Annotated in this window: 22 protein-coding genes; 10 read left to right on the forward strand and 12 right to left on the reverse strand. The window is 64.0% G+C overall.

All coding sequences use genetic code 11. The features are described from left to right. Positions 1-15: 15 nt before the first annotated feature. Positions 16-816 carry a class II glutamine amidotransferase gene (locus LB569_RS00750; RefSeq protein ID WP_140706508.1) on the forward strand — a complete coding sequence of 267 codons (801 nt, stop codon included), beginning with the start codon at positions 16-18 and terminating at the stop codon, positions 814-816. 80 nt (positions 817-896) lie between these two features. On the opposite strand, the gene LB569_RS00755 is transcribed toward LB569_RS00750, so the two are convergent. Beyond that, on the reverse strand, positions 897-1,970 hold the full coding sequence (locus LB569_RS00755; RefSeq protein ID WP_224690692.1) for an NAD(P)/FAD-dependent oxidoreductase: 1,074 nt from the start codon (positions 1,968-1,970) through the stop codon (positions 897-899). A 141-nt stretch (positions 1,971-2,111) separates the two neighbouring features. Between LB569_RS00755 and LB569_RS00760 the strand changes: the two genes are divergently transcribed. Beyond that, positions 2,112-3,704 (forward strand): peptide chain release factor 3, encoded by a 1,593-nt coding sequence (locus tag LB569_RS00760; RefSeq protein WP_224690693.1) that lies wholly within the window; start codon positions 2,112-2,114, stop codon positions 3,702-3,704. Between the two features lie 79 nt (positions 3,705-3,783). On the opposite strand, the gene LB569_RS00765 is transcribed toward LB569_RS00760, so the two are convergent. Then, positions 3,784-4,254, reverse strand: a complete 471-nt coding sequence (locus LB569_RS00765; RefSeq protein WP_224690694.1) for a VOC family protein — start codon at positions 4,252-4,254, stop codon at positions 3,784-3,786. A gap of 266 nt (positions 4,255-4,520) precedes the next feature. Here LB569_RS00765 and ilvD point away from each other — a divergent pair, with 266 nt between their 5' ends. Next, positions 4,521-6,365 (forward strand): dihydroxy-acid dehydratase, encoded by a 1,845-nt coding sequence (ilvD, locus tag LB569_RS00770; RefSeq protein ID WP_224690695.1) that lies wholly within the window; start codon positions 4,521-4,523, stop codon positions 6,363-6,365. A 163-nt stretch (positions 6,366-6,528) separates the two neighbouring features. Here ilvD and LB569_RS00775 read toward each other — a convergent pair whose 3' ends face one another. Continuing rightward, positions 6,529-8,283 carry an ABC transporter ATP-binding protein gene (locus LB569_RS00775; RefSeq protein WP_224690696.1) on the reverse strand — a complete coding sequence of 585 codons (1,755 nt, stop codon included), beginning with the start codon at positions 8,281-8,283 and terminating at the stop codon, positions 6,529-6,531. Positions 8,284-8,434: 151 nt separating this feature from the next. Between LB569_RS00775 and LB569_RS00780 the strand changes: the two genes are divergently transcribed. After that, positions 8,435-9,715 (forward strand): amidohydrolase family protein, encoded by a 1,281-nt coding sequence (locus tag LB569_RS00780; RefSeq protein WP_224690697.1) that lies wholly within the window; start codon positions 8,435-8,437, stop codon positions 9,713-9,715. 108 nt (positions 9,716-9,823) lie between these two features. Further along, positions 9,824-10,747, forward strand: coding sequence for a DMT family transporter (locus LB569_RS00785; RefSeq protein WP_224536376.1), 924 nt, complete (start codon positions 9,824-9,826; stop codon positions 10,745-10,747). Positions 10,748-10,848: 101 nt separating this feature from the next. On the opposite strand, the gene LB569_RS00790 is transcribed toward LB569_RS00785, so the two are convergent. Then, the gene (locus tag LB569_RS00790) at positions 10,849-11,751 is read right to left on the reverse strand and encodes a phosphotransferase family protein (RefSeq protein WP_224690698.1); all 903 of its coding nucleotides are present in this window, start codon (positions 11,749-11,751) and stop codon (positions 10,849-10,851) included. A gap of 96 nt (positions 11,752-11,847) precedes the next feature. Between LB569_RS00790 and LB569_RS00795 the strand changes: the two genes are divergently transcribed. Further along, positions 11,848-12,480, forward strand: a complete 633-nt coding sequence (locus tag LB569_RS00795; protein WP_224690699.1) for a class I SAM-dependent DNA methyltransferase — start codon at positions 11,848-11,850, stop codon at positions 12,478-12,480. A gap of 37 nt (positions 12,481-12,517) precedes the next feature. On the opposite strand, the gene LB569_RS00800 is transcribed toward LB569_RS00795, so the two are convergent. From LB569_RS00800 to LB569_RS00810, 3 genes are all read right to left on the reverse strand, one after another. Beyond that, positions 12,518-13,015, reverse strand: a complete 498-nt coding sequence (locus tag LB569_RS00800; RefSeq protein WP_181173701.1) for a hypothetical protein — start codon at positions 13,013-13,015, stop codon at positions 12,518-12,520. A 167-nt stretch (positions 13,016-13,182) separates the two neighbouring features. Then, positions 13,183-15,624: an FAD-dependent oxidoreductase gene (locus LB569_RS00805; protein WP_224690700.1), complete on the reverse strand. Its 2,442-nt coding sequence runs from the start codon at positions 15,622-15,624 to the stop codon at positions 13,183-13,185. Continuing rightward, positions 15,621-16,508 carry a phosphotransferase gene (locus LB569_RS00810; RefSeq protein ID WP_224690701.1) on the reverse strand — a complete coding sequence of 296 codons (888 nt, stop codon included), beginning with the start codon at positions 16,506-16,508 and terminating at the stop codon, positions 15,621-15,623. Before LB569_RS00810 ends, LB569_RS00805 begins: the two co-directional genes overlap by 4 nt. A 419-nt stretch (positions 16,509-16,927) precedes the next feature. On the opposite strand from LB569_RS00810, the gene LB569_RS00815 reads away from it, so the two are divergent. Further along, positions 16,928-17,704 carry a DeoR/GlpR family DNA-binding transcription regulator gene (locus tag LB569_RS00815; RefSeq protein WP_224690702.1) on the forward strand — a complete coding sequence of 259 codons (777 nt, stop codon included), beginning with the start codon at positions 16,928-16,930 and terminating at the stop codon, positions 17,702-17,704. Between the two features lie 12 nt (positions 17,705-17,716). Here the strand turns inward: LB569_RS00815 and LB569_RS00820 are convergent, their stop codons facing one another. The 5 genes from LB569_RS00820 to LB569_RS00840 all read right to left on the reverse strand — a co-directional run bounded on the left by LB569_RS00820 (position 17,717) and on the right by LB569_RS00840 (position 21,565). Continuing rightward, positions 17,717-18,616, reverse strand: a complete 900-nt coding sequence (locus LB569_RS00820; protein ID WP_140706480.1) for an NAD(P)/FAD-dependent oxidoreductase — start codon at positions 18,614-18,616, stop codon at positions 17,717-17,719. Next, positions 18,606-19,055, reverse strand: coding sequence for an RrF2 family transcriptional regulator (locus tag LB569_RS00825; protein ID WP_140706478.1), 450 nt, complete (start codon positions 19,053-19,055; stop codon positions 18,606-18,608). The genes LB569_RS00820 and LB569_RS00825 overlap by 11 nt, the downstream gene beginning before the upstream one ends. A gap of 65 nt (positions 19,056-19,120) precedes the next feature. After that, positions 19,121-20,482, reverse strand: a complete 1,362-nt coding sequence (locus LB569_RS00830) for a sensor histidine kinase (protein ID WP_224690703.1) — start codon at positions 20,480-20,482, stop codon at positions 19,121-19,123. Positions 20,483-20,492: 10 nt separating this feature from the next. Next, entirely contained in the window at positions 20,493-21,167 is a 675-nt protein-coding gene (locus LB569_RS00835; RefSeq protein WP_224690704.1) for a response regulator transcription factor, read from the reverse strand. 167 nt (positions 21,168-21,334) lie between these two features. Beyond that, positions 21,335-21,565 carry a hypothetical protein gene (locus tag LB569_RS00840; RefSeq protein WP_224690705.1) on the reverse strand — a complete coding sequence of 77 codons (231 nt, stop codon included), beginning with the start codon at positions 21,563-21,565 and terminating at the stop codon, positions 21,335-21,337. Here LB569_RS00840 and LB569_RS00845 point away from each other — a divergent pair. The 3 genes from LB569_RS00845 to LB569_RS00855 all read left to right on the forward strand — a co-directional run bounded on the left by LB569_RS00845 (position 21,552) and on the right by LB569_RS00855 (position 23,661). Continuing rightward, the gene (locus LB569_RS00845; RefSeq protein WP_224690706.1) at positions 21,552-22,055 is read left to right on the forward strand and encodes a class I SAM-dependent methyltransferase; all 504 of its coding nucleotides are present in this window, start codon (positions 21,552-21,554) and stop codon (positions 22,053-22,055) included. The genes LB569_RS00840 and LB569_RS00845 overlap by 14 nt on opposite strands. Further along, a complete protein-coding gene (locus LB569_RS00850) occupies positions 22,052-22,669 on the forward strand; it encodes a DedA family protein (protein WP_224690707.1) in 618 nt (205 codons plus the stop codon). Before LB569_RS00845 ends, LB569_RS00850 begins: the two co-directional genes overlap by 4 nt. Before the next feature lie 80 nt (positions 22,670-22,749). Continuing rightward, entirely contained in the window at positions 22,750-23,661 is a 912-nt protein-coding gene (locus tag LB569_RS00855; RefSeq protein WP_224690708.1) for a LysR substrate-binding domain-containing protein, read from the forward strand. The last annotated feature ends 170 nt before the right edge of the window (positions 23,662-23,831 follow it).

Here is a 23,831-nt window from a genome sequence, read left to right on the forward strand (position 1 = left end):
GGGACAACGGAAGCGATGTGCCGGTGGGCAGCCTATCTCGGTGAAGCGGTCTTTCTCGAAGACATTCTCACGGCGCCCTGCCACTCGCTGATCGCCCAGAGCCACTGTGCCCAGGAAGCCAAGTCGCCGACCAATGGCGACGGTTTCGGCCTTGCCTGGTACGGCGAGAGACCCGAACCCGGCCTCTACCGCGACATCCTGCCGGCCTGGTCCGACCCTAATCTGAAGAGCCTGTGCCGGCAGATCAAATCCGGCCTGTTCCTTGCCCATGTCAGGGCTTCGACCGGTGGCGCCACCAGCCGCATGAACTGCCATCCGTTCATTTCCGGCCGCTGGTCGTTCATGCACAACGGCCAGATCGGCGGTTTCGAGAAGATCCGCCGCACGCTCGAAAATTCGCTGTCCGACGCCGTCTTCGACCAGCGCGAGGGCACCACCGATTCCGAACTCTTTTTTCTCCTGATGATCGACGCGGGCCTTTCGTCCGACCCGCAAGGCGCCGTCTCGCGTGCCACCAGCCGCGTGCTGGCAGCCTCGCGTCGTGCAGGTATCGAGCCGGCGCTGAAACTGACCGCCGCTTTCTCGGACGGACAGTCCCTTCATGCCGTGCGCTATGCCAGCGACGCGCAGGCGCCGACGCTCTACACCTCCCTATTCCGCAAGGGGGCTGGCCGCTGCATCGTCTCCGAGCCCTTCGACCGCGAGGGCGGCGACTGGCAGGCGATCCCGCCGTCGAGCTTCGTCACGATGACCAGGGAAGGGATCGCCATCCGGCCATTTGCGCCGACGGCTGAGAAGCTCGCACTGGCCGGCTAGCCCTTCGGTCGGAAAATTGCGGCTACGTCGCGGGACGGATGGGGGCGCCGTAGAGTGCCGCCCCTCCAAAGCAGCCCCCGCTATTGCGCAAACCGACTCAGCCCGTAAGGCGCCAGCAGTGCATCGCGCTCACCACCAAGGATTTCCCGCGTGGCGAACAGGCCGACGGCCGGCGCCAGGGTGATGCCGGAATGCATCACCGCGACATAGACGCCGTCCATGCCTTCCGCGCGGCCGATGATCGGAAAGCCGTCGATCGGCGTCGGCCGGTAGCCGACCGTGTGGAAATCGAGCTCCAGCCCGTCGCTGTCGCGCAACATGGCTCTCGTGGCCGCGAACAGGTCGCGGGCCGTGGCTTCGGCGTCCATCCCCGGATCGGCGCCGCCGAAATCCGAGCCGGCGATGATGCGGCCCTGCGCCGTCTGGCGCATGTGCAGACGCTCGGCCAGCACCAGCCCGTTGAGCAGCTTCTTGTATGGCCGCGAATGGACGATCAGGCCGGGCGGCGTCTCGATCGGCAGGTTGATGCCGGCCGTCGCCGCGATCTCGGGCGAGCCGACGCCTGCCGCGATCACCACCTCGTCGGCGGCGATCAGCCCGTGCGATGTGTCCACGCCGGTTATTCTGCCGTCGGTTTGGGCGAGTGCCGTCACCGTGCTGGAGATGATGCGCGCCTCGTGCTGTTCGGCATCCGCCAACATGGCCTTGGCGGCCGCGACCGGCTCGGCGACACCCTCTTCGGCCACATACAAGGCGACATCCGGCAGCGCGGCGAGATTAGGCTCAATGCGCGCCGCGCCGGCACGGTCGACGCGCTCGATGCCATAACCCCAGGCAGAATGCTCCGCTGCATAGGTTTCCATATCGGCCGCCGGCAGATCCCAGCACAGGCCGCCGCACCAATTGAGCGGCAGGCTGGGCAGATCCCGCGCCAGGCGCGCCCACTCAGCCATGGCGCGAGTGCGCAGCCGGAAATACGGCTCCGGGTTACCCCAGCTGGCATTGATCCAGCCAAAGGAGTTCGGCGTCGCGACGCCGCCGGGCTCGCTGTCGGCAATCACCGTCACCCGCGCCCCGGCTCTGGTCAGATGCCAGGCAATGGAGGCGCCGATAATGCCGGCGCCGATGACGATGACTTGCTTGGCGCTGCTCATGCGGGTCTCCATAAAAACAGGTCTTCTGATGCCATCGCGTCGCTCCTATCTCAAGAGCCGGCGGGCCAATCCGGGCAAATCTGTTCGACAGGCAGGGAAAGCGCTGCTAGAAGCCCGCGCCACAGACAGGATTCCGAAAAATTGGCTGAAGACATCGAACAGGCGGTATCGCGCCGCCGCACCTTCGCGATCATTGCCCACCCGGACGCCGGCAAGACGACGCTGACCGAAAAGCTGCTTCTGTTCGGCGGCGCCATCCAGCTTGCCGGGGAGGTCAAGGCCAAGAAGGACCGCATCCAGACGCGGTCCGACTGGATGAAGATCGAGCGCGAGCGCGGCATTTCGGTCGTCACCTCGGTGATGACGTTCGAGTACGAGGACAATGTCTTCAACCTGCTCGATACGCCCGGCCACGAGGATTTCGCCGACGACACCTATCGCACGCTGTCGGCGGTCGACTCGGCCGTCATGGTCATCGACGCCGCCAAGGGCATCGAGCCGCGCACGCTGAAGCTGTTCGAGGTCTGCCGGCTGCGCGACATCCCGATCATCACCTTCGTCAACAAGATGGATCGCGAGAGCCGCGACCCGTTCGAGATTCTGGACGAGATCGAGCAGAAGCTGGCGCTGGACACCGCTCCCATCACCTGGCCGATCGGCCGTGGCAAGACCTTCTCCGGCACCTATCACCTGGCGCTGAACGCTGTGCGCAGGGGCGACGACGAAAAGGAACGCACGCCGGTCAACGGACCCGATTCCAACCGCGTTGCCGGCCTGTTGCCGGACAATGAGCGCGAGGCCTTCATCGAGGAACTGGAGCTTGCACGCGAGGCCTGCCGACCGCTCGACATCGAAGCCTTCCGCGAAGGCCATCTCACGCCGGTCTATTTCGGCTCGGCGTTGCGCAATTACGGCGTGCGCGACCTGATCGAGGCGCTTGGCGCCTTTGGCCCGCCGCCGCGCGCGCAGGAGGCCGACACCCGCACGATCGAGGCCACGGAGGAGAAGATGACCTCCTTCGTTTTCAAGATCCAGGCCAACATGGACCCCAACCACCGTGACCGCATCGCTTTCGTGCGCGTCTGCTCGGGCAAGCTGGAGCGCGGCATGAAGGCCAAGCTGGTGCGCACTGGAAAGCCGATGAGCCTGTCGGCGCCGCAGTTCTTCTTCGCCCGCACGCGCGTCACCGCCGACGAGGCCTTTGCCGGCGATGTCGTCGGCATCCCCAACCATGGCACGCTGCGCATCGGCGACACGCTGACCGAGGGCGAGGAGATCCTGTTCCGCGGCGTGCCGAATTTCGCCCCGGAAATCCTGCGCCGCGTCCGCCTTGGCGACGCCATGAAGGCCAAGAAGTTGAAGGAGGCGCTGCACCAGATGGCCGAGGAAGGCGTCGTGCAGCTGTTTTCGCCCGAAGATGGCTCACCGGCCATCGTCGGTGTCGTCGGCGCCCTGCAGCTCGATGTTTTGAAAGAGCGGCTGAATTTCGAATACACGCTGCCCGTCGAATTCGAGATGTCGCGCTTTTCGGTCTGCCGCTGGATCTCGGCGGACGACAAGGCCGAGGTCAGCCGCTTCATCGAGGCGCATCGCGGCGACATCGCCCGCGACCTCGACAACGACCCGGTGTTCCTCGCCCAGCATGCCTTCTCGCTGAACTACGAAGCCGAACGCTGGAAAGCGATCCGCTTCGCCACGATCAAGGACTATCAGGTGAGAGACAAAGCGGCGTGACCTCTTCCTTCTCCCCGTTCTACAGGGAGAAGGTGCCCGAAGGGCGGATGAGGGGCAGCGCGAAGGTTGAAAACTTCGCTCAGCCCTTCGCCGCTTCCTCGATCTTGGCGATGTCGATCTTGCTCATCTGCATCATCGCCGACATCACGCGGCCGGCCTTGGCCCTGTCCGGATCCTGAAGCAGTCGCGGCAACTGCTCCGGCACCACCTGCCAGGAGACGCCGAACTTGTCTTTCAGCCAGCTGCATTGCGACGGTTCGCCGCCACCTTCGATGAGCTTGTCCCAGAAATAGTCCACCTCTTCCTGCGTCTTGCAGTCGATCGACTGTGACATCGCCTCGTTGAACTTGAATTGCGGTCCGCCGTTGAGCGCTTGAAACTGCACGCCGTCGAGTTCGAACGTGGTCACCAGCGCTTTGCCCGCATTGGCGTGACCCTCAGGCCAGCGCAGCACGCTCAGCACCTTCGAATTCTTGAAGATGGAGACGTAGAAATTCATCGCTTCTTCGGCCTGGTCGTCGAACCACAGGCAGGTGGTGATCTTTTGCATGTCGTGCTCCTCGGTGCCTTTTGCTGCTACAGTGGAACGGCTGATTGAGAAATGGTCCCATTCCTTGCCGTTGATCCAAGGACGGGCGTCCGGCCGGCGATCCGACAGGGGCCGCGATCTTTTTTCCGCAAACCCTGATTTTCCGGGAGAATCTGGCGCATTGCAAAAATGTGGCCAGACCATACTTGCCGGTCTATAAACCCTGCGATCAAAGTTCAGTGCCGCCGCGCCACTCGTCGGCTACGGCCAGCCACCAAGGAAAAAATATGCCTGCCTATCGCTCCCGCACCACCACCCATGGCCGCAACATGGCCGGCGCCCGCGGCCTGTGGCGTGCCACGGGCATGAAAGACAGTGATTTCGGTAAGCCGATCATCGCCGTGGTCAACTCCTTCACCCAGTTCGTGCCCGGCCATGTCCATCTGAAGGATCTCGGCCAGCTCGTCGCGCGCGAGATCGAGAAGGCCGGCGGCGTCGCCAAGGAATTCAACACCATCGCTGTCGATGACGGCATCGCCATGGGCCATGACGGCATGCTCTATTCGCTGCCGTCGCGCGAGCTGATCGCCGATTCCGTCGAATACATGGTCAATGCGCACTGCGCCGACGCCATGGTCTGCATCTCCAACTGCGACAAGATCACGCCCGGCATGCTGATGGCGTCGCTGCGTCTCAACATCCCGACCGTCTTCGTCTCCGGCGGGCCGATGGAGGCCGGCAAGGTGGTGCTGGCCGGCAAGACGCAGGCGCTCGACCTTGTCGACGCCATGGTCGCGGCCGCCGACGACAAGATCTCCGACGAGGACGTCAAGGTCATCGAGCGCTCGGCCTGCCCGACCTGCGGTTCGTGCTCCGGCATGTTCACCGCCAATTCGATGAATTGTTTGACCGAGGCGCTCGGCCTGTCGCTGCCGGGCAACGGCTCGACATTGGCAACCCATGCCGACCGCAAGCGGCTGTTCGTCGAGGCCGGCCATCTCGTGGTCGATCTCGCCCAGCGCTATTACGAACAGGATGACGAAAACGCGTTGCCGCGCAGCATCGCCTCCAAGGGCGCCTTCGAGAACGCCATGACGCTCGACATCGCCATGGGCGGCTCGACCAATACGGTGCTGCACATCCTGGCCGCCGCGCATGAAGGCGAGGTCGACTTCACCATGGAGGACATCGACCGGCTGTCGCGACGGGTGCCAGTGCTGTGCAAGGTGGCGCCAGCCAAGTCCGACGTGCACATGGAGGATGTCCACCGCGCCGGCGGCATCATGGCCATTCTCGGCCAGCTCGACAATGCTGGCCTGCTCAACCGCGATTTGCCGACGGTGCATACTGCCAGCCTCGGTGAAGCGCTCGACCATTGGGATATTTCGCGCACGACCAGCCAGAATGTGCGCGACTTCTTCCTCGCCGCTCCCGGCGGCGTGCCAACGCAGGTCGCCTTCAGCCAGGACCGCCGCTGGGACGAGCTCGACGTGGATCGCGAAAAGGGCGTCATCCGCTCGGCGAAGACGCCGTTCTCGAAAGACGGCGGTCTCGCCGTGCTGAAGGGCAATCTGGCGCTCGACGGCTGCATCGTGAAGACGGCCGGTGTCGACGAGTCGATCCTGAAATTCACCGGCCCTGCCCGTGTCTTCGAGAGCCAGGACGCCTCGGTCAAGGCGATCCTGGCCAATGAGATCAAGGCCGGCGATGTCGTCGTCATCCGCTACGAAGGCCCGCGCGGCGGCCCCGGCATGCAGGAAATGCTCTATCCGACCAGCTATCTGAAGTCGAAGGGCCTCGGCAAGGCCTGCGCGCTGGTCACCGACGGCCGCTTCTCCGGCGGCACATCAGGCCTGTCGATCGGCCACGCTTCGCCCGAAGCCGCCGAAGGCGGCACGATCGGGCTGGTGCGGGAGGGCGACACGATCGAGATCGATATCCCGAACCGCACCATCCGCCTGGCCGTCAGCGACGCCGAACTCGACGCGCGCCGCGCGGCCATGGAAGCCAAGGGTGCTGACGCCTGGAAGCCGGAGGAAAAGCGCAAGCGCAAGGTGACGACTGCGCTGCGCGCCTACGCCGCCTTCGCCACCAGCGCCGACAAGGGCGCAGTGCGGCACGTGCCGGAGTGAGGTTCGCGCCAAGCCCCCTCATCCGGCCGCTTCGCGGCCACCTTCTCCCCGGTGGGGAGAAGAGAGGCTGGTGCCGGCGTTGATGATCTCTTCTCCCCTCGGGGAGAAGGTGGCCCGAAGGGCCGGATGAGGGGGCTTGGCTCCGACATCCGGAAAACACCGCTCACGGCATCAACTGATATTCATAAAGCTTCTGGTAAAGCCCGCCCTGCCTGAGCAGGGCCTTGTGCGGGCCGCTTTCCACCACCTTGCCGGCTTCGAGCACCACGATCGTGTCTGCCTGGTGGACGGTCGACAGCCGGTGCGCGATGACGATCGTGGTGCGCCCTTCCGTCAGCTGTTGTAGCGCGTCGCGGAACAGCGCCTCCGACTCCGCGTCGAGGGCGCTGGTCGCTTCGTCCAGCAGCAGGATTTCGGCATTGCGCAGCATGGCGCGCGCGATCGAGATGCGCTGGCGCTGGCCGCCCGACAAAAGGCCGCCATTCTCGCCGACATCGGTCTCGTAGCCTTTAGCCTGTGCCATGATGAAGTCATGCGCGTTGGCGGCCCTGGCGGCGGCGATCACCTCGTCGTCGGTTGCGCCCTCGCGCCCAAGCCGGATGTTGTGCATGATGGTGCCGGCAAACAAGAACGTGTCCTGGCTGACATAGGCGATCTTTTCCCTGAGCGACGCCAGCGTCGCATGGGAGATGTCCTGGCCGTCGAGCAGCACCTTGCCGCTCCTGGGGTCATACATGCGCATGATCAGGTTGAGGATCGTCGACTTGCCGCCGCCCGAAGGCCCGACCAGCGCCGTCATCTTGCCGGGCGCCAGGGTCAGGTCGAAGCCGTCCAGCACCGGCGGGCCGTTCTGATAGGCGAAGCTGACGGCATCGAACCTTATCTCGCCCGGCCCGGCCAGAAGCGGCCTTGCATCCGGTTTCTCGGCCAGCGTCAACGGCTCGTCGGCGAGCTGGAACATCATGCGCACGCCGACAATGCCGCTCTCCAGGGAGATACGGACGCGCGCGAGGCGCTTGGCCGGCTCATAGGCAAGCAGCAGCGCGGCGATGAAGGCCATGATGTTGCCAGGCATCTGGCCGCCCTGCAGGACCAGCAAGCCGCTGACCATGACGGCGCCGGCGATCGCCAGCCCGGCCAGCGTCTCCATCACCGGGCTGGTCACCGCCTCCAGCGCGGCGATGTTGTTGGCCCGATCCTCGACGTCCGCCACCGCCCTGTACATGCGTTTGCGCATCAAGCCTTCGAGGTTGAAGGATTTGACCACGCGCACGCCGATCGCGGTTTCCTGCATCACCTGCACGATCTGCCCGACCGAGCGGAACTCCATGGCCGCGAATTTGCGCACGCGCTTCAGGATGCGGTTGACGCCGTAGATGGCTATGGGTCCGACGACAAAGCAGATCAGCGACAGCGCCGGCTGCTGCCAGACCATGATCCCGATCAGGGCAGCCAGGGTCACCAGATCGCGCACATAGGAGGTGACGACGAGGTCGAGTACGTTGCGTGCCGCCTGGGCGTTGTTGGTCATGCGGGTGATCAGGTCGGACGACGAGGTAGAATGGTAGAACTCGATGCCTTGCGCCAGGATGCGGTCATAGATCTTGCGCTGCCGTTCGGCGATGATGGCATTGCCGACCCGGCTCATGAAATAGGCCTGGACGAAGTTGGCGATGCCCTTGACGATGAAGATCCCGGCGACCGCCACGGCGATCATGTTGACGCGGTCGAGCCTTTTGTCGATCACGAATTCATTGGTGATTTCGCGCAGGATCCAGGCGCTGGCGGCCGTCATGCCGGCCACCACCAGCATCGACAGAATGGCGGCGCCGTAGCCAAACTTGTGCTGGTGAAAGGATTCCCTGAGCAGCCTTGCGACGAGGCGCTGGTTCTCCGTCGAGCGGAAGAAACGAAACAACGGCTGATCCTTGATGCCGGGATGACGAAGGCGGCTTATAGAGGGAGTTGCCGCCGGAGGGAACCTTTCCCCGCCAGGGAAAGAAACCGCTGCGGCAAGCTGTCTTTTGAGACACGATGGAACAGTGATTCTTCAAGCGGGATGATGACAGATGGATTTCGACCTTATCGTGCGTAGCGGTACGCTGCCCGATGGCGGTATCGCCGACATCGGCATCAGCGGTGAGACGATCGCGGCGATCGAGCCGAGGCTCGAGGGTTCCGCGCGGAGCGAGGTCGACGCCCGCGGCAATCTCGTGTCGCCGCCCTTCGTCGATCCGCACTTCCATATGGACGCCACGCTGTCCTACGGCATACCGCGCATCAACGCGTCGGGCACGCTGCTCGAAGGCATTGCGCTGTGGGGCGAATTGAAGCCGCTCTTGACGCACGAGGCGGTGCGCGACCGCGCGCTGGCCTATTGCGACTGGGCGGTGTCGATGGGGCTGCTCGCCATCCGCACCCATGTCGATGTCTGCGATGACCGGCTGCTGGCGGTCGCGGCGCTGCTCGAGGTCAAGAAGACCGTCGCTCCCTATATCGATCTTCAACTCGTGGCCTTCCCGCAGGACGGCTTCTATCGCTCGCCGACGGCGCGCCAGAACACCATCCGCGCGCTGGATATGGGTGTCGATATCGTCGGCGGCATTCCGCATTTCGAGCGCACCATGGCCGATGGCACGCGTTCGGTGACCGAACTGTGCGAAATCGCGGCAAAACGCGGCCTGATGGTCGACCTGCATTGCGACGAGACCGACGATCCCCTGTCGCGCCACATCGAGCAACTGGCTTATGAAACGCAGCGCCTCGGCCTGCAGGGCAGGGTGGCCGGTTCGCACCTCACTTCGATGCATTCGATGGACAATTACTATGTCTCGAAGCTTCTGCCGCTGATCGCTGAAGCCGGCGTTTCCGCGATCCCCAATCCCCTGATCAACATCATGCTGCAGGGCCGCCATGACACCTTCCCGAAGCGCCGCGGTCTGACCCGGGTCAAGGAGATGCTGGCGCTCGGCATCCGCGTCGGCTGGGGTCAGGATTGTGTGCTCGATCCCTGGTATTCGCTCGGCACCGCCGACATGCTCGACGTCGCCTTCATGGGCCTGCATGTCGCCCAGATGTCGAGCCCGGCCGACATGGCGCGCTGCTTCGACATGGTCACCAACGTCAACGCCGCGATCATGGGCCTCGATCATCTGGGTCTGGCGGTTGGCAAGCGCGCCAGCCTGGTGATCCTCGATGCCGGCAATCCGATCGAGGCCCTGCGCCTGCGCGCGGAGCGAATCTGCGTCATCGCCAGGGGCAAGGTGGTGGCGGAAAGGACAAGGCAGGATACCAGGCTGTCCGTTCCCGGCAGGCCGGGTCATGTGAACCGCAGACATATACCGACCTAGATACAGCCGATTCCCGACGCTGGTCTTACCCATTTCCTGATTTGTCCTCGTCAAAGCCACCGCTTCCGTCTACGACGCGGCCCAGGCGAGGGAGGAATCGGGGTCGGCATGACGCAACCCGTGGCGCACAATTCCCCAATCAGGAATGTTCTTCTGGCCGGCATCCTGCTGATGCTGGCCGGCGACTTCCTGTTTGCGCTGAACGACGCCATGGGCAAATGGCTGGTCGCCAGCTTTTCCGTCGGCCAGGTGGTGCTGATCCGTTCGATCGGCGCCTTTATCGTGCTCGGCCCGATGATCGCCAATCAGGGTGCTGGCAGACTGTTCCAGATGGAGCGGCCCGGGCTGCAGATCCTGCGCGTGGTGGCGACGACGCTGGATACCGCCTTGTTCTACGCCGCCGTCGTCTATCTGCCGCTTGCCGATGTGATGAGCTTCTACATGGCAGGGCCGATCTATGTAGCGGCGCTATCGCATTTCCTGCTTGGCGAAAAGGTCGGCTGGCGCCGCTGGGTGGCGATCCTGCTCGGCTTCTGCGGCGTGGTCATCATGCTGAAACCATCCTCCGCCGCGTTCTCCTTGTCGTCGAGCTTCGCGCTTGTCGGCAGCCTCGCCTTCGCCTTCGCCATCATCCTCAACCGGCGCCTGCGCGGCACCAGCGACACCAATCTGGTGACGTGGCAGACGATCGGCACGCTGGCGGTTGGCGGTGTGCTGACCATCGGCGCCTGGAAGACGCCGTCGGCGCTCGATCTCGGCGCCATGCTGCTGCTCGGCATCGTTTCCTGCGGCGCGCATCTGATGATCACGCGGGCGCTGAAGCTGGCGCCGGCCTCGACGCTGGCGCCGCTGCACTACACGCTGCTCCTGTGGGCCGTGGTGTTCGGGCTGGTGTTCTTCGGCGACGTCCCCAGCCCGCGCATCCTGATCGGCTCCGGCATCATCGTTCTCGCCGGACTGTTCATTTTCCACCGCCAGAAGGTGGTAGACACCACGGTGCCCCCGGAGAACGTACCGAAGGGTGTGAATTAAAGGCCGGCGGATGGCAGCCTGGTTGCTTCACGTGGCATCGCGCTGATGGTGTTTGATCGCGTCGACCGCCGCCTGGATATCGCCGGCTAGAGTCCCGGGGCCTAGCCTTCTCTCACCGCAGCAAGGTGCCTGGAAAACTCTGGTGTCTCCATCAGCGCCTTGCAGCGCGCGAACCGCCCGTCGGCATAGGCGCGGAAATCGTCCACCGGATTGTTGTTGGCGAGCTGGATCAGCCCCCACAGCGTCCACAACAGGTCGCACATCGCCTTGTAGACGACGACGCGTCCCCGTTCCGCCGGCCTCGCCTCCCCGCCGAAATAGGCGCGCATCAACTCCTCGTCCTGGGCGGCGTCAAACTTGCCTTCCACGCTGAGATCGCCGAGGTCCCAGAGCGGGTCGTTCATCCCGGAATACTCCCAGTCGACAATCCACATCCGCTCGCCCGTATCGAGGAAATTCTCGCACAGCGGATCGCAATGGCAGGCGACGAGAGGCAAGGGGCGGACGGCCAAGGCCGAGCGCACGCTTTCTGCCTCGCGCACCACGTCGTGATAGCCGGCGGGCAGGGCGACATCCCTGGTCGATAGCACCTTGAGATAGTCGTCGATCATCGAAAACAGCTCGAAGCGGAAGGGAAACACCGCGCCGGACGCGTGCAGCTTGCGGAAGGCCTTGGCCGCCCGCGCCGGACTGCCCTGCCGGTCCCTGAATTTCTCTGGCGACATCGTCTCGGCACCGGCGATATAGCGCGTCACCATCACCCCGGTGGCAGCGTCGGCATGCAGCACCTCCGGACTGACGCCGGCTCTTGCCGCCTCGCGCGCGGCAATCGCCTCGTTGGCGCGGTTGATGTATTCCTCGGTGCCTTTGCCTGGAATGCGCAGGCAGTAATCGCCGGCCCTGAAGACGAGGTTGGTCAGGCCGCCGAGCCGGTCCAGTGGCCCGGTGTAGCCGGCCAGCACCGGAATGGCGGCAAGTTTTGCCCGCGGCTCGTCTGTCTCCATGCCTGCGTCCCCACGCCGTTATTTCTTCGCTGCAACGGTTCCACAATTTTCGCTGTTTGGCTATCATCCCGGCAAGACGAAGGAGTTGGCGGGCACGTGGCGGATAGCAAGCATCATGGCGCACTCGGCGAAGTCTACGCGGCCAAGCGCCCGGAAGAAGTGGCGGCACTTTACGACCGCTGGTCGCAGACCTACGACGCCGACATGTCAGCCGCCGGTTACCGTCACCCGACGATCTGCCTTGCACTGCTCGCCCGCCATCTGCCGCCGGGGTCAGCCCCCCTGCTCGACGCCGGCGCGGGTACGGGGCTGATCGGTGAATGGCTCGATATAACAGGCTATCCCGAGGTCGAGGCACTGGACATCTCGCAAGGCATGCTGGATCAGGCCGCGCGCAAGGGCGTCTATTCGGCGCTCCATTGCCTGGCGCTCGGTGGCGCCTTGCCTTTTGCCGACGACACCTATGCCGGCATCGTCTCGGCCGGCGTCTTCACTTCGGGCCATGTCGGCGCCGACGGGTTGGACGAACTGATCCGTATCTGCCGGGCGGGCGGGGTAATCGTCCTGACGGTCAAGAACACGCTGTGGGATCAGGGCTTTGCCGCGCGCATCGCCGAACTCGAAGCGCAAGGCCTGATCACCCGCGTCGAGGAAACACGCCCCTACGTCTCTATGCCTGGCGAGGCCGATACGGTACCGAGCCGTGGCCTCGCCCTGCGCGTGTGCTGATTCTCAATGCAGTTCGGTAAGGAGTAACCCGCGGCGATCACCAAGGGCACATTGATCGGATTGCCTCCTTTGCTTTATCAAAGTTGGTCATCTTGTATTTCGATACCCGCACCCATTTCTTATCGGTATCTTCATATCGGATTGAAAGGTCTCCCACTTCGGAAAGTGAATCCAGGAAGATTCCAGCTTCTTTGGTATCCCAAATACCGGGAAGCAGCTTGCTGACCACCCACCGCTCTTTCTTTTCGGGCTCGTCGTTCCGTCGGATGAAAATGTCGTGGTGCTGCCCATCGACGCCAATGTCGGATATGAGGGCGACCGACAAGCTTCCTTCGGTGCAACTAGCCAAAAGCATGGCCGAGACTGGGTGCGTGACAGTGCTGGGATCGTCAACCCAAGGGTTTAACATCGCGGTTATTCTGGAGGCCCCAGACTCGTCCTTGCCTCGTGCAACCGTCCAGACGCTCAATTTGCTGGGGTCATCTTTGGCGATTGCTGTGGAGACGCTTAGGTCAAGGACTGCATAGATAAACAAGCACAACGCCTTAGCCGGTCGAATAGTCTCTGTGCGTAGCGTCATCGAGGGCAGAATGAGAGATTTTGTCATGGCAGTTACCCGCTACGGACCTTGAAATGACTTCCCTGTAATCGCAGATGGGGGCTCAACCGGTCAATACGTCGCGCCTTCCTGCCTAGAATGCCTTAAGCCCTGGCTTTCTCGCCATCCGGGTCATACATTGGCTCGAGGTGGAGTTTAGCCGGCGTCCGCTGCATCGCGACCACCAGTTCATATCGGCCTGACGCAAGGAAATCATCGCTCACCCCGTCGGCGTTGCGCACATAGCCGTAGCCGATGTTCTTGCCCAGGGTGTAGCCGTAGCCGCCGCTGGCCAGATAGCCGACCGGCGCGCCATTGCGCAGGATGGTTTCGCGGCCGACGAGCACGATCTCCGGATCGTCGACCGTGAAGCCGGCAAAGCGCTTCTTCAAATACGCACCGTCAACCTTCTCGAGCTCGCGCCGTCCGACGAAGTCGGTGTTCTTCCTGAGCTTGACGGCCCAGCCGAGGCCAGCCTCCTGCGGCGTATCGTTGGGGGTTATGTCGGAGCCCCAGGCGCGATAGCCCTTTTCCAGCCGCAGCGATTCGAGCGCGCGGTAGCCGACCGGCCGTATGTCATGCTTCTTGCCGGCCGCAATCAGCGCGTCGAAGACTTCGCCGGTGGCCGCGATCGGCACATGCAGCTCCCAGCCCAGTTCGCCGACATAGGTGACGCGCAGCGCCCGCACCGTGTGACCGGCGATGACGATCTCCCTGACATGGCCGAACGGGAAGCTGGCATTCGACACATCGCTCCCGGTCACATCAGAAAGCACGTCGCGGGCACGCGGTCCCATCAGCGACAGCGTGCCGAAATCCTCGGTGACGTCGATCAGCCTGGCATCGAGGCCCTCGCCAATATGGTCGCTGATCCACGAGGCGTCGTGAGTGCGGAAACCGGTGCCGGTGACGATGTAGAACTTCTCCTCGGCAAGCCGCGACACCGTCAGGTCGGCCTCGATGCCGCCGCGCGTGTTGAGGAGTTGCGTATAGGTCAGCCGGCCGACCGGCTTGCTGACATCGTTGGCGCAGATCCAGTCGAGCGCCTTGGCCGCGTCAGGCCCGGTCAATTCGTATTTGGCGAACGACGACTGGTCGAAGATGCCGACATGCTCGCGTACATGCCGGTGCTCGTCGCCGACGGCGGCAAACCAGTTCTGCCGGCCCATCGAATAGATGTCGCGCGGTTCGACGCCCTCCGGCGCGAACCAGTTCGGCCGTTCCCAGCCGAGCTTGGATCCAAAGACGGCGCGATGGTTTTTCAGCCTGTCATAGAGCGGCGAGACGATGCGCGGCCGGCCGCTGGTGTATTCCTCATGCGGGAAGCCGATCGTATAATGCTTGCCATAGGCCTCCAGCGTGCGCTCGCACACCCATTGCCGGTCGCGGTGCAGGTTGGAAAAGCGCCTGATGTCGACCACCCACAGGTCGAGCGGCGCCTCGCCATCGACCACCCATTGCGCCAGCACCCAGCCGGCCCCGCCGCCGGAGGCGATGCCGAAGGCGTTGAAGCCGGCGCCGACAAACATGTTGGCGCATTCGGGCGCCACGCCGAGGATGAAATTGCCATCCGGCGTGAAGCTTTCCGGCCCGTTGATCATCTGCTTGACGCCAACGGTTTCCAGCGCCGGCACCCGCGCGATCGCCTGAACCATGTGCTGCTCGAAATGGTCGTAATCGTCATCGAACAGCCGGAATTCCCAATCGTTGGGCACGTCCCCTGTCGTCCAGGCTTGCGGGTTCGGCTCGTAGCCGCCCATCACCAGGCCGCCGACCTCCTCCTTGAAATAGGTGCGCCGGTCGGGGTCGCGCAACGTCGGCGCGTCGGTCGCCAGCCCATCGATCTTTTCGGTGATGATGTACTGGTGCTTGACCGGCTGCAGCGGCACGTTGATGCCGGCCATGGCGCCGACCTGCCGTGCCCATTGGCCGGCGCAATTCACTACCTTTTCGCAGGCAATGTCGCCTTGATTGGTCTTCACCGCCGTGATGCGGTCGCCCTTCATTTCGAAGCCGGTGACGCGCACGTCCTCATAGAGCTTGGCGCCATGCATGCGCGCGCCCTTGGCCAGCGACTGGGTGATGTCGGACGGGCTCGCCTGGCCGTCGGTCGGCAGCCAGGAGGCACCGACCAGATCGCCGGTTTCCATCAGCGGCCACATCGCCTTGACCTCCGCCGGAGACAGCAGATGCATGTCCATGCCGAAGCTCTTCGCCGTCGTCGCCAGCCTCTTGTACTCGGTCCAGCGGTCGGCATTGGTGGCGAGCCTGAGACACCCGGTCATCTTCCAGCCGGTGGCGAGCCCGGTCTCGGCCTCCAGCCCCTTGTAGAGGTCGACGGAATATTTCAGCACTCGCGTGATCGAGGCCGAAGAGCGCAATTGCCCGACAAGGCCGGCAGCGTGCCAGGTCGAGCCCGAAGTCAGCTTGCCCTGTTCGAGCAGCACCACGTCGGCTTTGTGGTCGCGCGCCAGATGATAGGCCGTCGAACAGCCGATAATGCCGCCGCCGATGACGACGACCGCGGCCTGGCTAGGCAAGGTCATGATTTCAGGATCCCGTATTTTGTCCGGTAATTGTCCAGCGCCGCGTCGAGCCGCACCAGGTTTTCCTCGGTGTAGGCGACGTAGTCGATGCCGGGCGCGTCGAGATAGAGCTCCGATACCATGCTCCACATCGCCTCGCGCAGCAGCGAGGCGCATTGCATGGCGGCGTGCGAGCGGCGGATCGCCTCGTCCGGTTCCTTCATGAAATAGGCGGTCAGGAAGGCGAAGGACTCTTCGTCGCTCATGCCGGCGTTCGAAGCGACGCCGGCAAGGTCGAACATGGCTGTGTTGAATCCGGCATATTCGAAATCGATCAGCCACAACCTGCTGCCGTCATCCAGAATATTGGCCGGCAAAAGATCATTGTGGCCAAAGACGATCGGCAGCAATTTCTGCGCGCGCTCCAGTTCGTCGGCCAGTCCCAGGAAGTGCTGCAGGTTACCGCGCTTGCGGCTGCCGCCCTCGTCGAGCGTGCGCGCATAGTCGCGAATGACGTGGAACACCCAGAACATGAAGCCGGCGCCGGAAATATGGTTGGGCATCTCCCGGTGAAAGCCGCGCATCAGCGCGGCGACACGGCCGAGATTGACGCACACGTCCTCAGCCAGATAGGTCTTGGCGCCGAGAAACGCCGTCACCAGGATTCCCGGTTCGGCATAGTGGACCGCCGGCGCGAAGCCGGCCGCGTGCGCCGCCCGCGCGGTCATCACCTCCCGTTCGCGGAAGACATGGTGGAACGGATAGTCCTGGCCGAAGCGCACGACATGTTTGCCGGCCGCGTCGGTCACAACATAATTGGCGTTGCTCAAGCCGCCGGGCAGCGGCGCGATCTCGATGGCCCCCGTCCAGCAGGGCAGGGCGCGGATGCGGTCTTCGGCAATCACGAAATCATCCCTGGTTTGCTGGTCTGGTTCGCGGGGCTTCGACAAGGCGCCACGGGCAACGCAACGACGGCGGAGGGAAGTGCAAACAATCTCGTCGGTGCGGGACGCCAGGATCGGTATCCCGCACCGCACCGACGAGCCCCTTGGCCAGGTTTTTGAACCCGGCATCCGCCCCCGCGGATCTGAAAATCTTTCGCGCCAGGCACGTTACAGCCTGCCTGGTCAGTGAGTTGCGGCCCTGCCAATTATCCTCCCGCTGCAGCTCCGAACCCCTGTTGGGGTTGGATTTCACGCCAGGGTTGCCCTTCTGTCAATAAAAAGATGTGACTTTTTTTGGGTATTTTGCCCGAAAGCATGGGCAATTCCTTTAAAAGCGCTAGAAATGCCCTAGAATCGGGCAATTTCCGGGACGCGTACAGATGATCCACTCGAAACGGCATGGCGAGATCCTGCGGCTGCTGCAGGAAGAGGGAACCGTCACCATCGCCAGCCTGGCCGACCGGTTGGGCGTGTCGCTCGAAACCGTGCGCCGTGACGTCAAGCCGCTCACCAGCGACGGCTCGATCCTGAAGATGCATGGCGCCATCGGCTTGCCGTCGATGATCGGCGAAGCGCCGTTCGAACGGCGCATGCGCGAGCATGCCGACGCCAAGCGCAGCATTGCCCGCACGGTCGCGGCCACCATCCGCGACGGCGAATCGATCATGCTCGACACCGGGACGACGACCTCGTTCCTGGCCCGCGAACTGCTCGGCCACCGGCGCCTGACGGTCGTGACCAATTCGTCCGACATCGCCCGCACGCTGGCCACCATCAACGGCAACAAGGTCTATATGGCCGGCGGCGAGTTGCGCAGCGATTCAGGCGCTGCGTTCGGGACATCGGCCATCGAGTTCGTCAGCCGCTTCTCGGTCAGCCACGCCGTCATTTCCACCGGCGCCGTCGATGCGGTGACGGGCGTCATGGACTACGATCTGGAAGAGTCGGAATTCGCCCGCATGGTGCTGTCGCGCGGCCAGCGTTCCCTCGTCATCACCGATCACACGAAGTTCGGCCGCCAGGGACTGGTTCAGGTCTGCGGCTTCGGTGGCTTTTCCGAACTCGCCACCGACCGCGCGCCGCCGCACGATATAGCCGCCGCATTGGCGCAGGCCGGCGCACGGCTCAGCATCGCCGGCGGGGGTTCCGGGATTTAGCAGAACACAATTTTAGCCGAACACCAGGGATTGATGAGCGCACACGCCCGCGAAGGTGCCGCCCGACACCGCGAAGGCGATGTTGTGCATCGCCCGTGCCGCATCGCCGGCGGCGTAGACCCCGGGAACCGTCGTCTGCTGCCTGTCATCGACCGAGATCACCGGGCCGAGCAGGCCGTCCTTGAAGTCGCAACCGAGCTGTTCCGCCAGCGGGCTCGCCATCGTGTTGCGCGGCGCGGTGAAGATCGCCTTGACGCCGGCATTCCGGCCGCCATCGAGGTGGACAACCAATCCGCCGGAACCGTCTTCCTCGAGCGCTTGGACGGTCGCGGGCTCAAAGCGGATATTCTTGCCATCAAGGGCGGCGAGCTCCTCGGCGTCGGGCTCGAGCAGGCCGTTGCCGAACAACGTGACGTCGCCCCAGTCGGAAATCAGCTGCGCCTGATGCACGGACATCGGGCCGGTGGCGAGCACGCCAAGCGGCCCGCCGGAAACCTCGTAGCCATGGCAATAGGGGCAGTGCAGCACGGTCCTGCCCCATTGCCCGGCAAGCCCGGGAACCTCCGGCAGGATGTCGCGCACGCCGGTGGCCAGCACCAGACGTGCCGCGCCGAATGTCTCGCCGCCATCGGTTGCGATTTCGAAATCGCTGCCGCTGTTGGCAACCGCCCTGTCGGCGCGCGCGGTGACAAGCCTGGCTGTCGGATAGGCAAGGAATTGCCGCCTTGCATCGTCGAGGATCGCTCGGGGTGTACGGCCGTCCTGACCGAGAAAGCCGTGCGAATACGCGGCGAAGCGGTTGCGCGGCTGGCCGGCATCGATCACCAGCACCTTGCGCCGCGCCCGCGCCGCCTGGATTGCGGCGGACAGGCCGGCAAAGCTGCCGCCAAGGACGGCAAGATCATACTGCATGGCTGGAAACTCCAATGAGGTCATAACGGCGGCGGAAATCGGCTGTGAGGTCGGCCAGGGTGATGTGGCTGAGTTTCTCCTGCAGCAATCTTTCGGCCGCGATGCGAAAATCGTCGAGCACGGCGATCACAGCTTGCTCGACGAGGCAGCCGGGGCTTTCCGGCTCGGTGCTGAACGGCAACAGCGTCTCGCCAAGGGCGGCGCTGATTTCGGCCAGAGAGATGTCTTCGGGCGCGCGCCCGAGCAGCCAGCCGCCGCCATGGCCGCGTGAGGAGGTGACGATGCCGGCATCGCGCAGGCCCGCGATGGTCCGGCGCACCACCACCGGATTGGTGTGGATGAAGGTGGCAAGCTGCTCGGAGGTCAGCGCTTGCGCTGGCTTCTCGGCCATGTGGACGAGAATGTGCAAGGTAGAGGACAGTCGACTGTTGCGTTTCATGTAACTTAACTAGTTACGATAAATCGCGATGTCAAATACCGCGTGGTCGATTTGCAATGCCGGTGCTATGCCGGCAAGGCGCGAAAACTCATCCTGAAGCAGGCGCCGCTCGGTTTGCCGTCGAGAATCTCGATGCGGCCGCCATGGAGATGCATGATTTCCTGCACGAGGTTGAGGCCGAGGCCGGCGCCGTGATCCCGCGGACGCAGCCGGTAGAAGGGCTCGAAAATGCGCTCCCGCTCGCCCGGCGGCACGCCGTCGCCCTCGTCTCGGACCTCTATGGTGGCGGGCGCCGTGACGCTGACGGTGATCTTGCCGGCGCGGCCGCCATGCTCGATGGCGTTCTGCACGATGTTAGTCACCGCGCGTTCGATCGCGGTGCGGTCGCCGGTGGCGAGAACCGTGTCCAGTTCCGGCTCGAACGACATTTCGTAGCCGGCCGAGAATGCCATCGGTGCGAGGTCGAAGATGACGCCGCGCGCGATCGCCACGAGGTCTACCCTTTCGAAGGCCGTTGTCTGCCGGTCGAGGCGCTGCAGGTCGAGCAACTGGTCGGTCAGCGTCGAAAGCCGCGCCGCATCCTGCAGCAGCCGTGCCCGCTCCGGTGTCGCCGGCAGCGAGGCAAGGCGCGTGTTGAGGATGGCGACCGGTGTTCGAAGTTCATGGGCGGCATCGGTCAGGAAACGCTTGTGGCGCTCATAGCCCTTGTCGAGCCGCGCAAGGGCTGCGTTCACTGCTTTCACCAGCGGCGTCACTTCCTTCGGCACATCCTTCAGCGGCAACTGCACGCCGCGCTGGTCGATGTCGATGCGCTCGGCCTCGGCCGCCGCATGGCCAAGGCCCGACAGCGCGCCGCGCACCACCCATGGCGTCGCGAACAGCGTGGCCAGCGACATCAGCCCGGCGAGCGGCAATATGCCTTGCAGGAAGAATTGCGGCGCCTGGCCGAGCAGGCGCGGCAGCGAAAGCCCGCCCTTGGTGCCGCTGAAGATCTGGACATTGCCGGCCGCCGTATCGGTCCAGCGGATCTTTCCCTCCGGCGGCGCGGCCTGTCCGATTGCGTGGTCGATACGGGCGTCGCTGATAGTGTCCAGCAGTCCGACAAAGGGCTGGAAAATGGCCGGTACCGCGCCTTCTTCCAGTCGCTGCCCTTGCTTGTCGCGGATGATGAACCAGAGGTCCGGAACGTTCGAGCGCAGCTTTGCCATATCCGGCGTCTCGGTGATGACGAGCTTGCCGCCTGCATCGCGTGTCACCGCATCCGCTAGCACGTCCATTGTGCCGTCCTCGTAGTCGTGCGGGATAAGGCCGGTGGCCAGCATGGCGCCGAGAATGCCGACGATGATCAGCGTCAGCAACGCGCATTGCAGCAGGGCGATGCGCAGCACCAGGCTCCATTTGAGCGAACGCGGGCGCTTGATACTCATAGCTCGGCGCTCACGTCGTTTCGCGCAGGAGATAGCCGACGCCGCGAATGCCGTTGATCGTCACCCCGGCATCGGCGTCGGCGAGCTTGCGGCGCAGGCGCGAGACATGGGTGTCGAGTGCGTTGGACTGGATCTCGTCGTCGAGGCCGAACACCGCCTCCATCAGCGCCTCGCGCTGCACCATGCGGCCGGTGCGCCGCATCAGCGCCTCCAGCACCAGGAGTTCGCGGCGTGGCAGGCTGAGCGGTTCGGCACGGATCGATGCTTCGCGATGCCCGACATCGAGCACCAGATGGCCGGCGCGGATGAACTGCGACTGCAGCGGTGCCGGGCGCCTGAGCAGCGCGCGCAGGCGGGCAAGCAACTCCTCGAAGGCGAATGGTTTTGCCAGATAGTCGTCCGCGCCCATGTCCAGCCCGTCGACCTTCTCCGCTGTGTCGCCTTTCGCCGTCAGCACCAGAACGGGCGTGGTGTTCCTGGCCGAACGCAATCTCGGCACCAGCGACAGCCCGTCGCCATCCGGCAACTGACGGTCGAGCAGGATGGCGTCATAGCTGTCGACGGCAACCAAGCCTTCGGCTTCGATGAGCGAGCCGGCATGATCGACCACCATGTCGTGCCGCTTCAGCGCGGCACGCAAGGCAGAGACCATTTCGGGTTCGTCCTCGACCAGTAATATACGCATCCTCGTTCCCTTTGGCGGCCATCTATCCGGCGGCGCTACACCGCCAACATTGCGCAAGCATGGCAAATCCGATGGCCCGGGATCGACAGGCGCTTTCTTTGACTCTCCGAGATTGCGCAATGTCTATGCAATCCAGTCGCGGCAAACAGCGCCGGTCGGCACACCCCCTATGCCGGCATCAGGCGTCGGGCCCGATTATGCAACAGGGTCAGGCCCGGCGCCCACGTGAAATCAAATGGCCACGCCAAACGGGCTGGCGTGATGTTGTCCGGGATTGAGGCTACAATGTCTGCAAATGATGCTGTGTCTTTTCTCATGGCGTGGACGGTGGCGCCGTTCAGGGTCGGCTCCGTCACGCCGTCCAGTTCCAGCCTGGCGGCGTTGATGACGCGCGACATCGGTCCGGAGACAGGCCCTGTGCTGGAGCTTGGCCCGGGAACCGGCCCCTTCACCCGCGCGCTGTTGTGGCGCGGCGTGAGGGAGGAGGATTTGACACTGATTGAATCCGATCCGGATTTCGCCGCGTTGCTGAAGCGGCGATTTCCGTTGGCGCGGATATTCGAGATGGATGCGGTCGGCCTGCGCCATCTGTCGTCGCTGTTCCCCGGCCTGCTGGCTGGCGCGGCGGTCAGCGGTTTGCCCTTCCGCCTGATTTCGCCGCGCAAGACGCTCGCCATTCTTGAAGGCGTCTTCGCGAACCTTCGCCCGGGCGGAGTGCTCCATCAGTTCACGCTCGGCCGGCGCTGCCCGTTCGACCAGTCGTTGCTCGACAGGCTCGACCTGGAGGTCACGCGGGTCGGCCATACCTTTCGCAATTTTCCGCCGGCGACGGTCTATCGCGTATCGAGGATCAAGACCGCCAGTACCTACGATTGGCGCTTCGCATGAGCGGTCCGCTGTCGGCCATTCTTGGCCTCGGCCTGCTTGGCGTCTTCTGCATCGCCTTCACCGAGAAGATTCTGCCGGTCCCGCCGTCGCATGTGTTCTTGTTGTTCCTTGGCATGACGGCTGCGCCGGATGGCGCGTCGCTGGCAATTCTGCTGGGCGTGACCACGCTGGCCTCCGCCAGCGGCTGCCTTGTCTGGTACACTGTCGGCCGCCGCATCGGAATTGATCGCGCCGACAGGCTGGTCGAGCGGTTCGGCCGATATGTCTTCCTGCGTCCGGCGACCTACCACAGGCTCGGCCAGGCCTATCGCCGCTATCATGTCAGGGTTTCCCTGCTGGCGCAGTTCATCCCGACGGTGCGCAATTACTTGCCTATCGCGGCCGGCGCGCTCTGCCTGCCAGCCCTGCCGTTTGTGGTCGCGACGCTGATTGGAGCCACGCTCTGGAATGCCGGTTTTCTGCTTACAGGGTATGCGCTGCATGGCAGCAGCCAGAGCCCGCTCACAGTCGGCTTCCGCATCATCGTCATCGTGCTGGCGCTGGAAACGGCATTCATGCTTGCCTTGCGCTATGGCCCGGCATGCTGGCGGCGCATCCGGCCGATGCTGGGCTGAGCCGCGGCCAGGCATCCAGCCATGGGATAAGCTTTGGCCATCGGCTTTCCTTCGCTTGCCTGCCGGTGTTTAGTCCGGCCATGGCCTTCACCATCCGCCAGTTGCAATTCTTCGTCGCCGTCGCCGAGCAAGGCACGGTGTCGCGCGCCGCGCAAAACCTCTCCATCTCGCAATCGTCGGTCACCGAAGCGATCAAGGAGCTTGAAAGCGATCTTGGCGTCGAACTGTTCGAGCGCCATTCGCGCGGCCTCAACATCACCCACAAGGGCCACCAGTTCCTGCGTCACGCGACAAAGATTCTCGCCGACGTGTCCGACGCCCGCCGCTCTTTTTCGGGTGAACAGGCGGTGGTGGGCGGCCGGCTGCAGCTCGGCGTCACCTCGCTTGTCGCCGGCTATGTGCTGTCGGATCTGCTTTCCCGCTACCGCCGCGCCTATCCCGGCGTCGAGGTCTCGGCCATAGAGGACAATGGCGACTACCTCGAACACTTACTGATCGGCGGCAAGCTCGACATTGCCGTCATGGTCACCTCCAATCTGCGCGACCGCACTGCCCTGCAATCGGAAATCCTCGAAGTCTCGGCCTATCGGCTGTGGCTGCCGCTCGGCCACCCCTTGGCTGGCGCCGACATCATCGGCATCGGCGATATCGCCTCCGAACCGCTGATCATGCTGACCGTCGACGAGATCGAGGAGAACACCGGCAAGCTGCTGACGGCGATCGGCGCCAGGCCGCACGTCGCCTTCCGCACGCGTTCGGTGGAAGCCGTGCGCAGCCTCGTCGCCACCGGCGCCGGCGTGGCGCTGCTGCCGGATCTCGTCTACCGGCCCTGGTCGCTGGAAGGTGACCGCATCGAATCGCGTGACATTTCGGGCTCCTTGCCGGTGGTGCAGGTCGGCATGGTCTGGCGGCGAGGCTCCGGCCTGCCGCCGGCGGCGCGCGACTTCATCGGCCTCGCCCAGTCGCAGCGAACGGTTCGCCAGCGTTTGTGATAGAGGTATCGGAAAAGCCGATATCGGCCTTCTGATAAATGAATTTGCGAAACCGGAATTTTCAAAGCACCTTCCGGTACGGGACCAAAGCTGCCATCAGAGTATCGTCAAGTCCAACGGACGAGCTGACACGTTTTTCAGTCCGCGCGTGATCTGGCGAACCGGAGCGG

The organism is Mesorhizobium sp. BH1-1-4, from assembly GCF_020165665.1.
Taxonomy (GTDB): Bacteria; Pseudomonadota; Alphaproteobacteria; order Rhizobiales; family Rhizobiaceae; genus Mesorhizobium.

What these genes read in the sequence shown, in the direction of transcription:
- LB569_RS00750 (WP_140706508.1), top strand. Translation starts at nt 16, where the DNA reads ATGTGCCGGTGGGCAGCCTATCTCGGTGAAGCGGTCTTTCTCGAAGAC.
- LB569_RS00755 (WP_224690692.1), bottom strand. Translation starts at nt 1,970, where the DNA reads ATGAGCAGCGCCAAGCAAGTCATCGTCATCGGCGCCGGCATTATCGGC.
- LB569_RS00765 (WP_224690694.1), bottom strand. Translation starts at nt 4,254, where the DNA reads ATGCAAAAGATCACCACCTGCCTGTGGTTCGACGACCAGGCCGAAGAA.
- ilvD (WP_224690695.1), top strand. Translation starts at nt 4,521, where the DNA reads ATGCCTGCCTATCGCTCCCGCACCACCACCCATGGCCGCAACATGGCC.
- LB569_RS00780 (WP_224690697.1), top strand. Translation starts at nt 8,435, where the DNA reads ATGGATTTCGACCTTATCGTGCGTAGCGGTACGCTGCCCGATGGCGGT.
- LB569_RS00785 (WP_224536376.1), top strand. Translation starts at nt 9,824, where the DNA reads ATGACGCAACCCGTGGCGCACAATTCCCCAATCAGGAATGTTCTTCTG.
- LB569_RS00790 (WP_224690698.1), bottom strand. Translation starts at nt 11,751, where the DNA reads ATGGAGACAGACGAGCCGCGGGCAAAACTTGCCGCCATTCCGGTGCTG.
- LB569_RS00805 (WP_224690700.1), bottom strand. Translation starts at nt 15,624, where the DNA reads ATGACCTTGCCTAGCCAGGCCGCGGTCGTCGTCATCGGCGGCGGCATT.
- LB569_RS00815 (WP_224690702.1), top strand. Translation starts at nt 16,928, where the DNA reads ATGATCCACTCGAAACGGCATGGCGAGATCCTGCGGCTGCTGCAGGAA.
- LB569_RS00820 (WP_140706480.1), bottom strand. Translation starts at nt 18,616, where the DNA reads ATGCAGTATGATCTTGCCGTCCTTGGCGGCAGCTTTGCCGGCCTGTCC.
- LB569_RS00825 (WP_140706478.1), bottom strand. Translation starts at nt 19,055, where the DNA reads ATGAAACGCAACAGTCGACTGTCCTCTACCTTGCACATTCTCGTCCAC.
- LB569_RS00830 (WP_224690703.1), bottom strand. Translation starts at nt 20,482, where the DNA reads ATGAGTATCAAGCGCCCGCGTTCGCTCAAATGGAGCCTGGTGCTGCGC.
- LB569_RS00835 (WP_224690704.1), bottom strand. Translation starts at nt 21,167, where the DNA reads ATGCGTATATTACTGGTCGAGGACGAACCCGAAATGGTCTCTGCCTTG.
- LB569_RS00845 (WP_224690706.1), top strand. Translation starts at nt 21,552, where the DNA reads ATGACGCGCGACATCGGTCCGGAGACAGGCCCTGTGCTGGAGCTTGGC.
- LB569_RS00840 (WP_224690705.1), bottom strand. Translation starts at nt 21,565, where the DNA reads ATGTCGCGCGTCATCAACGCCGCCAGGCTGGAACTGGACGGCGTGACG.
- LB569_RS00850 (WP_224690707.1), top strand. Translation starts at nt 22,052, where the DNA reads ATGAGCGGTCCGCTGTCGGCCATTCTTGGCCTCGGCCTGCTTGGCGTC.
- LB569_RS00855 (WP_224690708.1), top strand. Translation starts at nt 22,750, where the DNA reads ATGGCCTTCACCATCCGCCAGTTGCAATTCTTCGTCGCCGTCGCCGAG.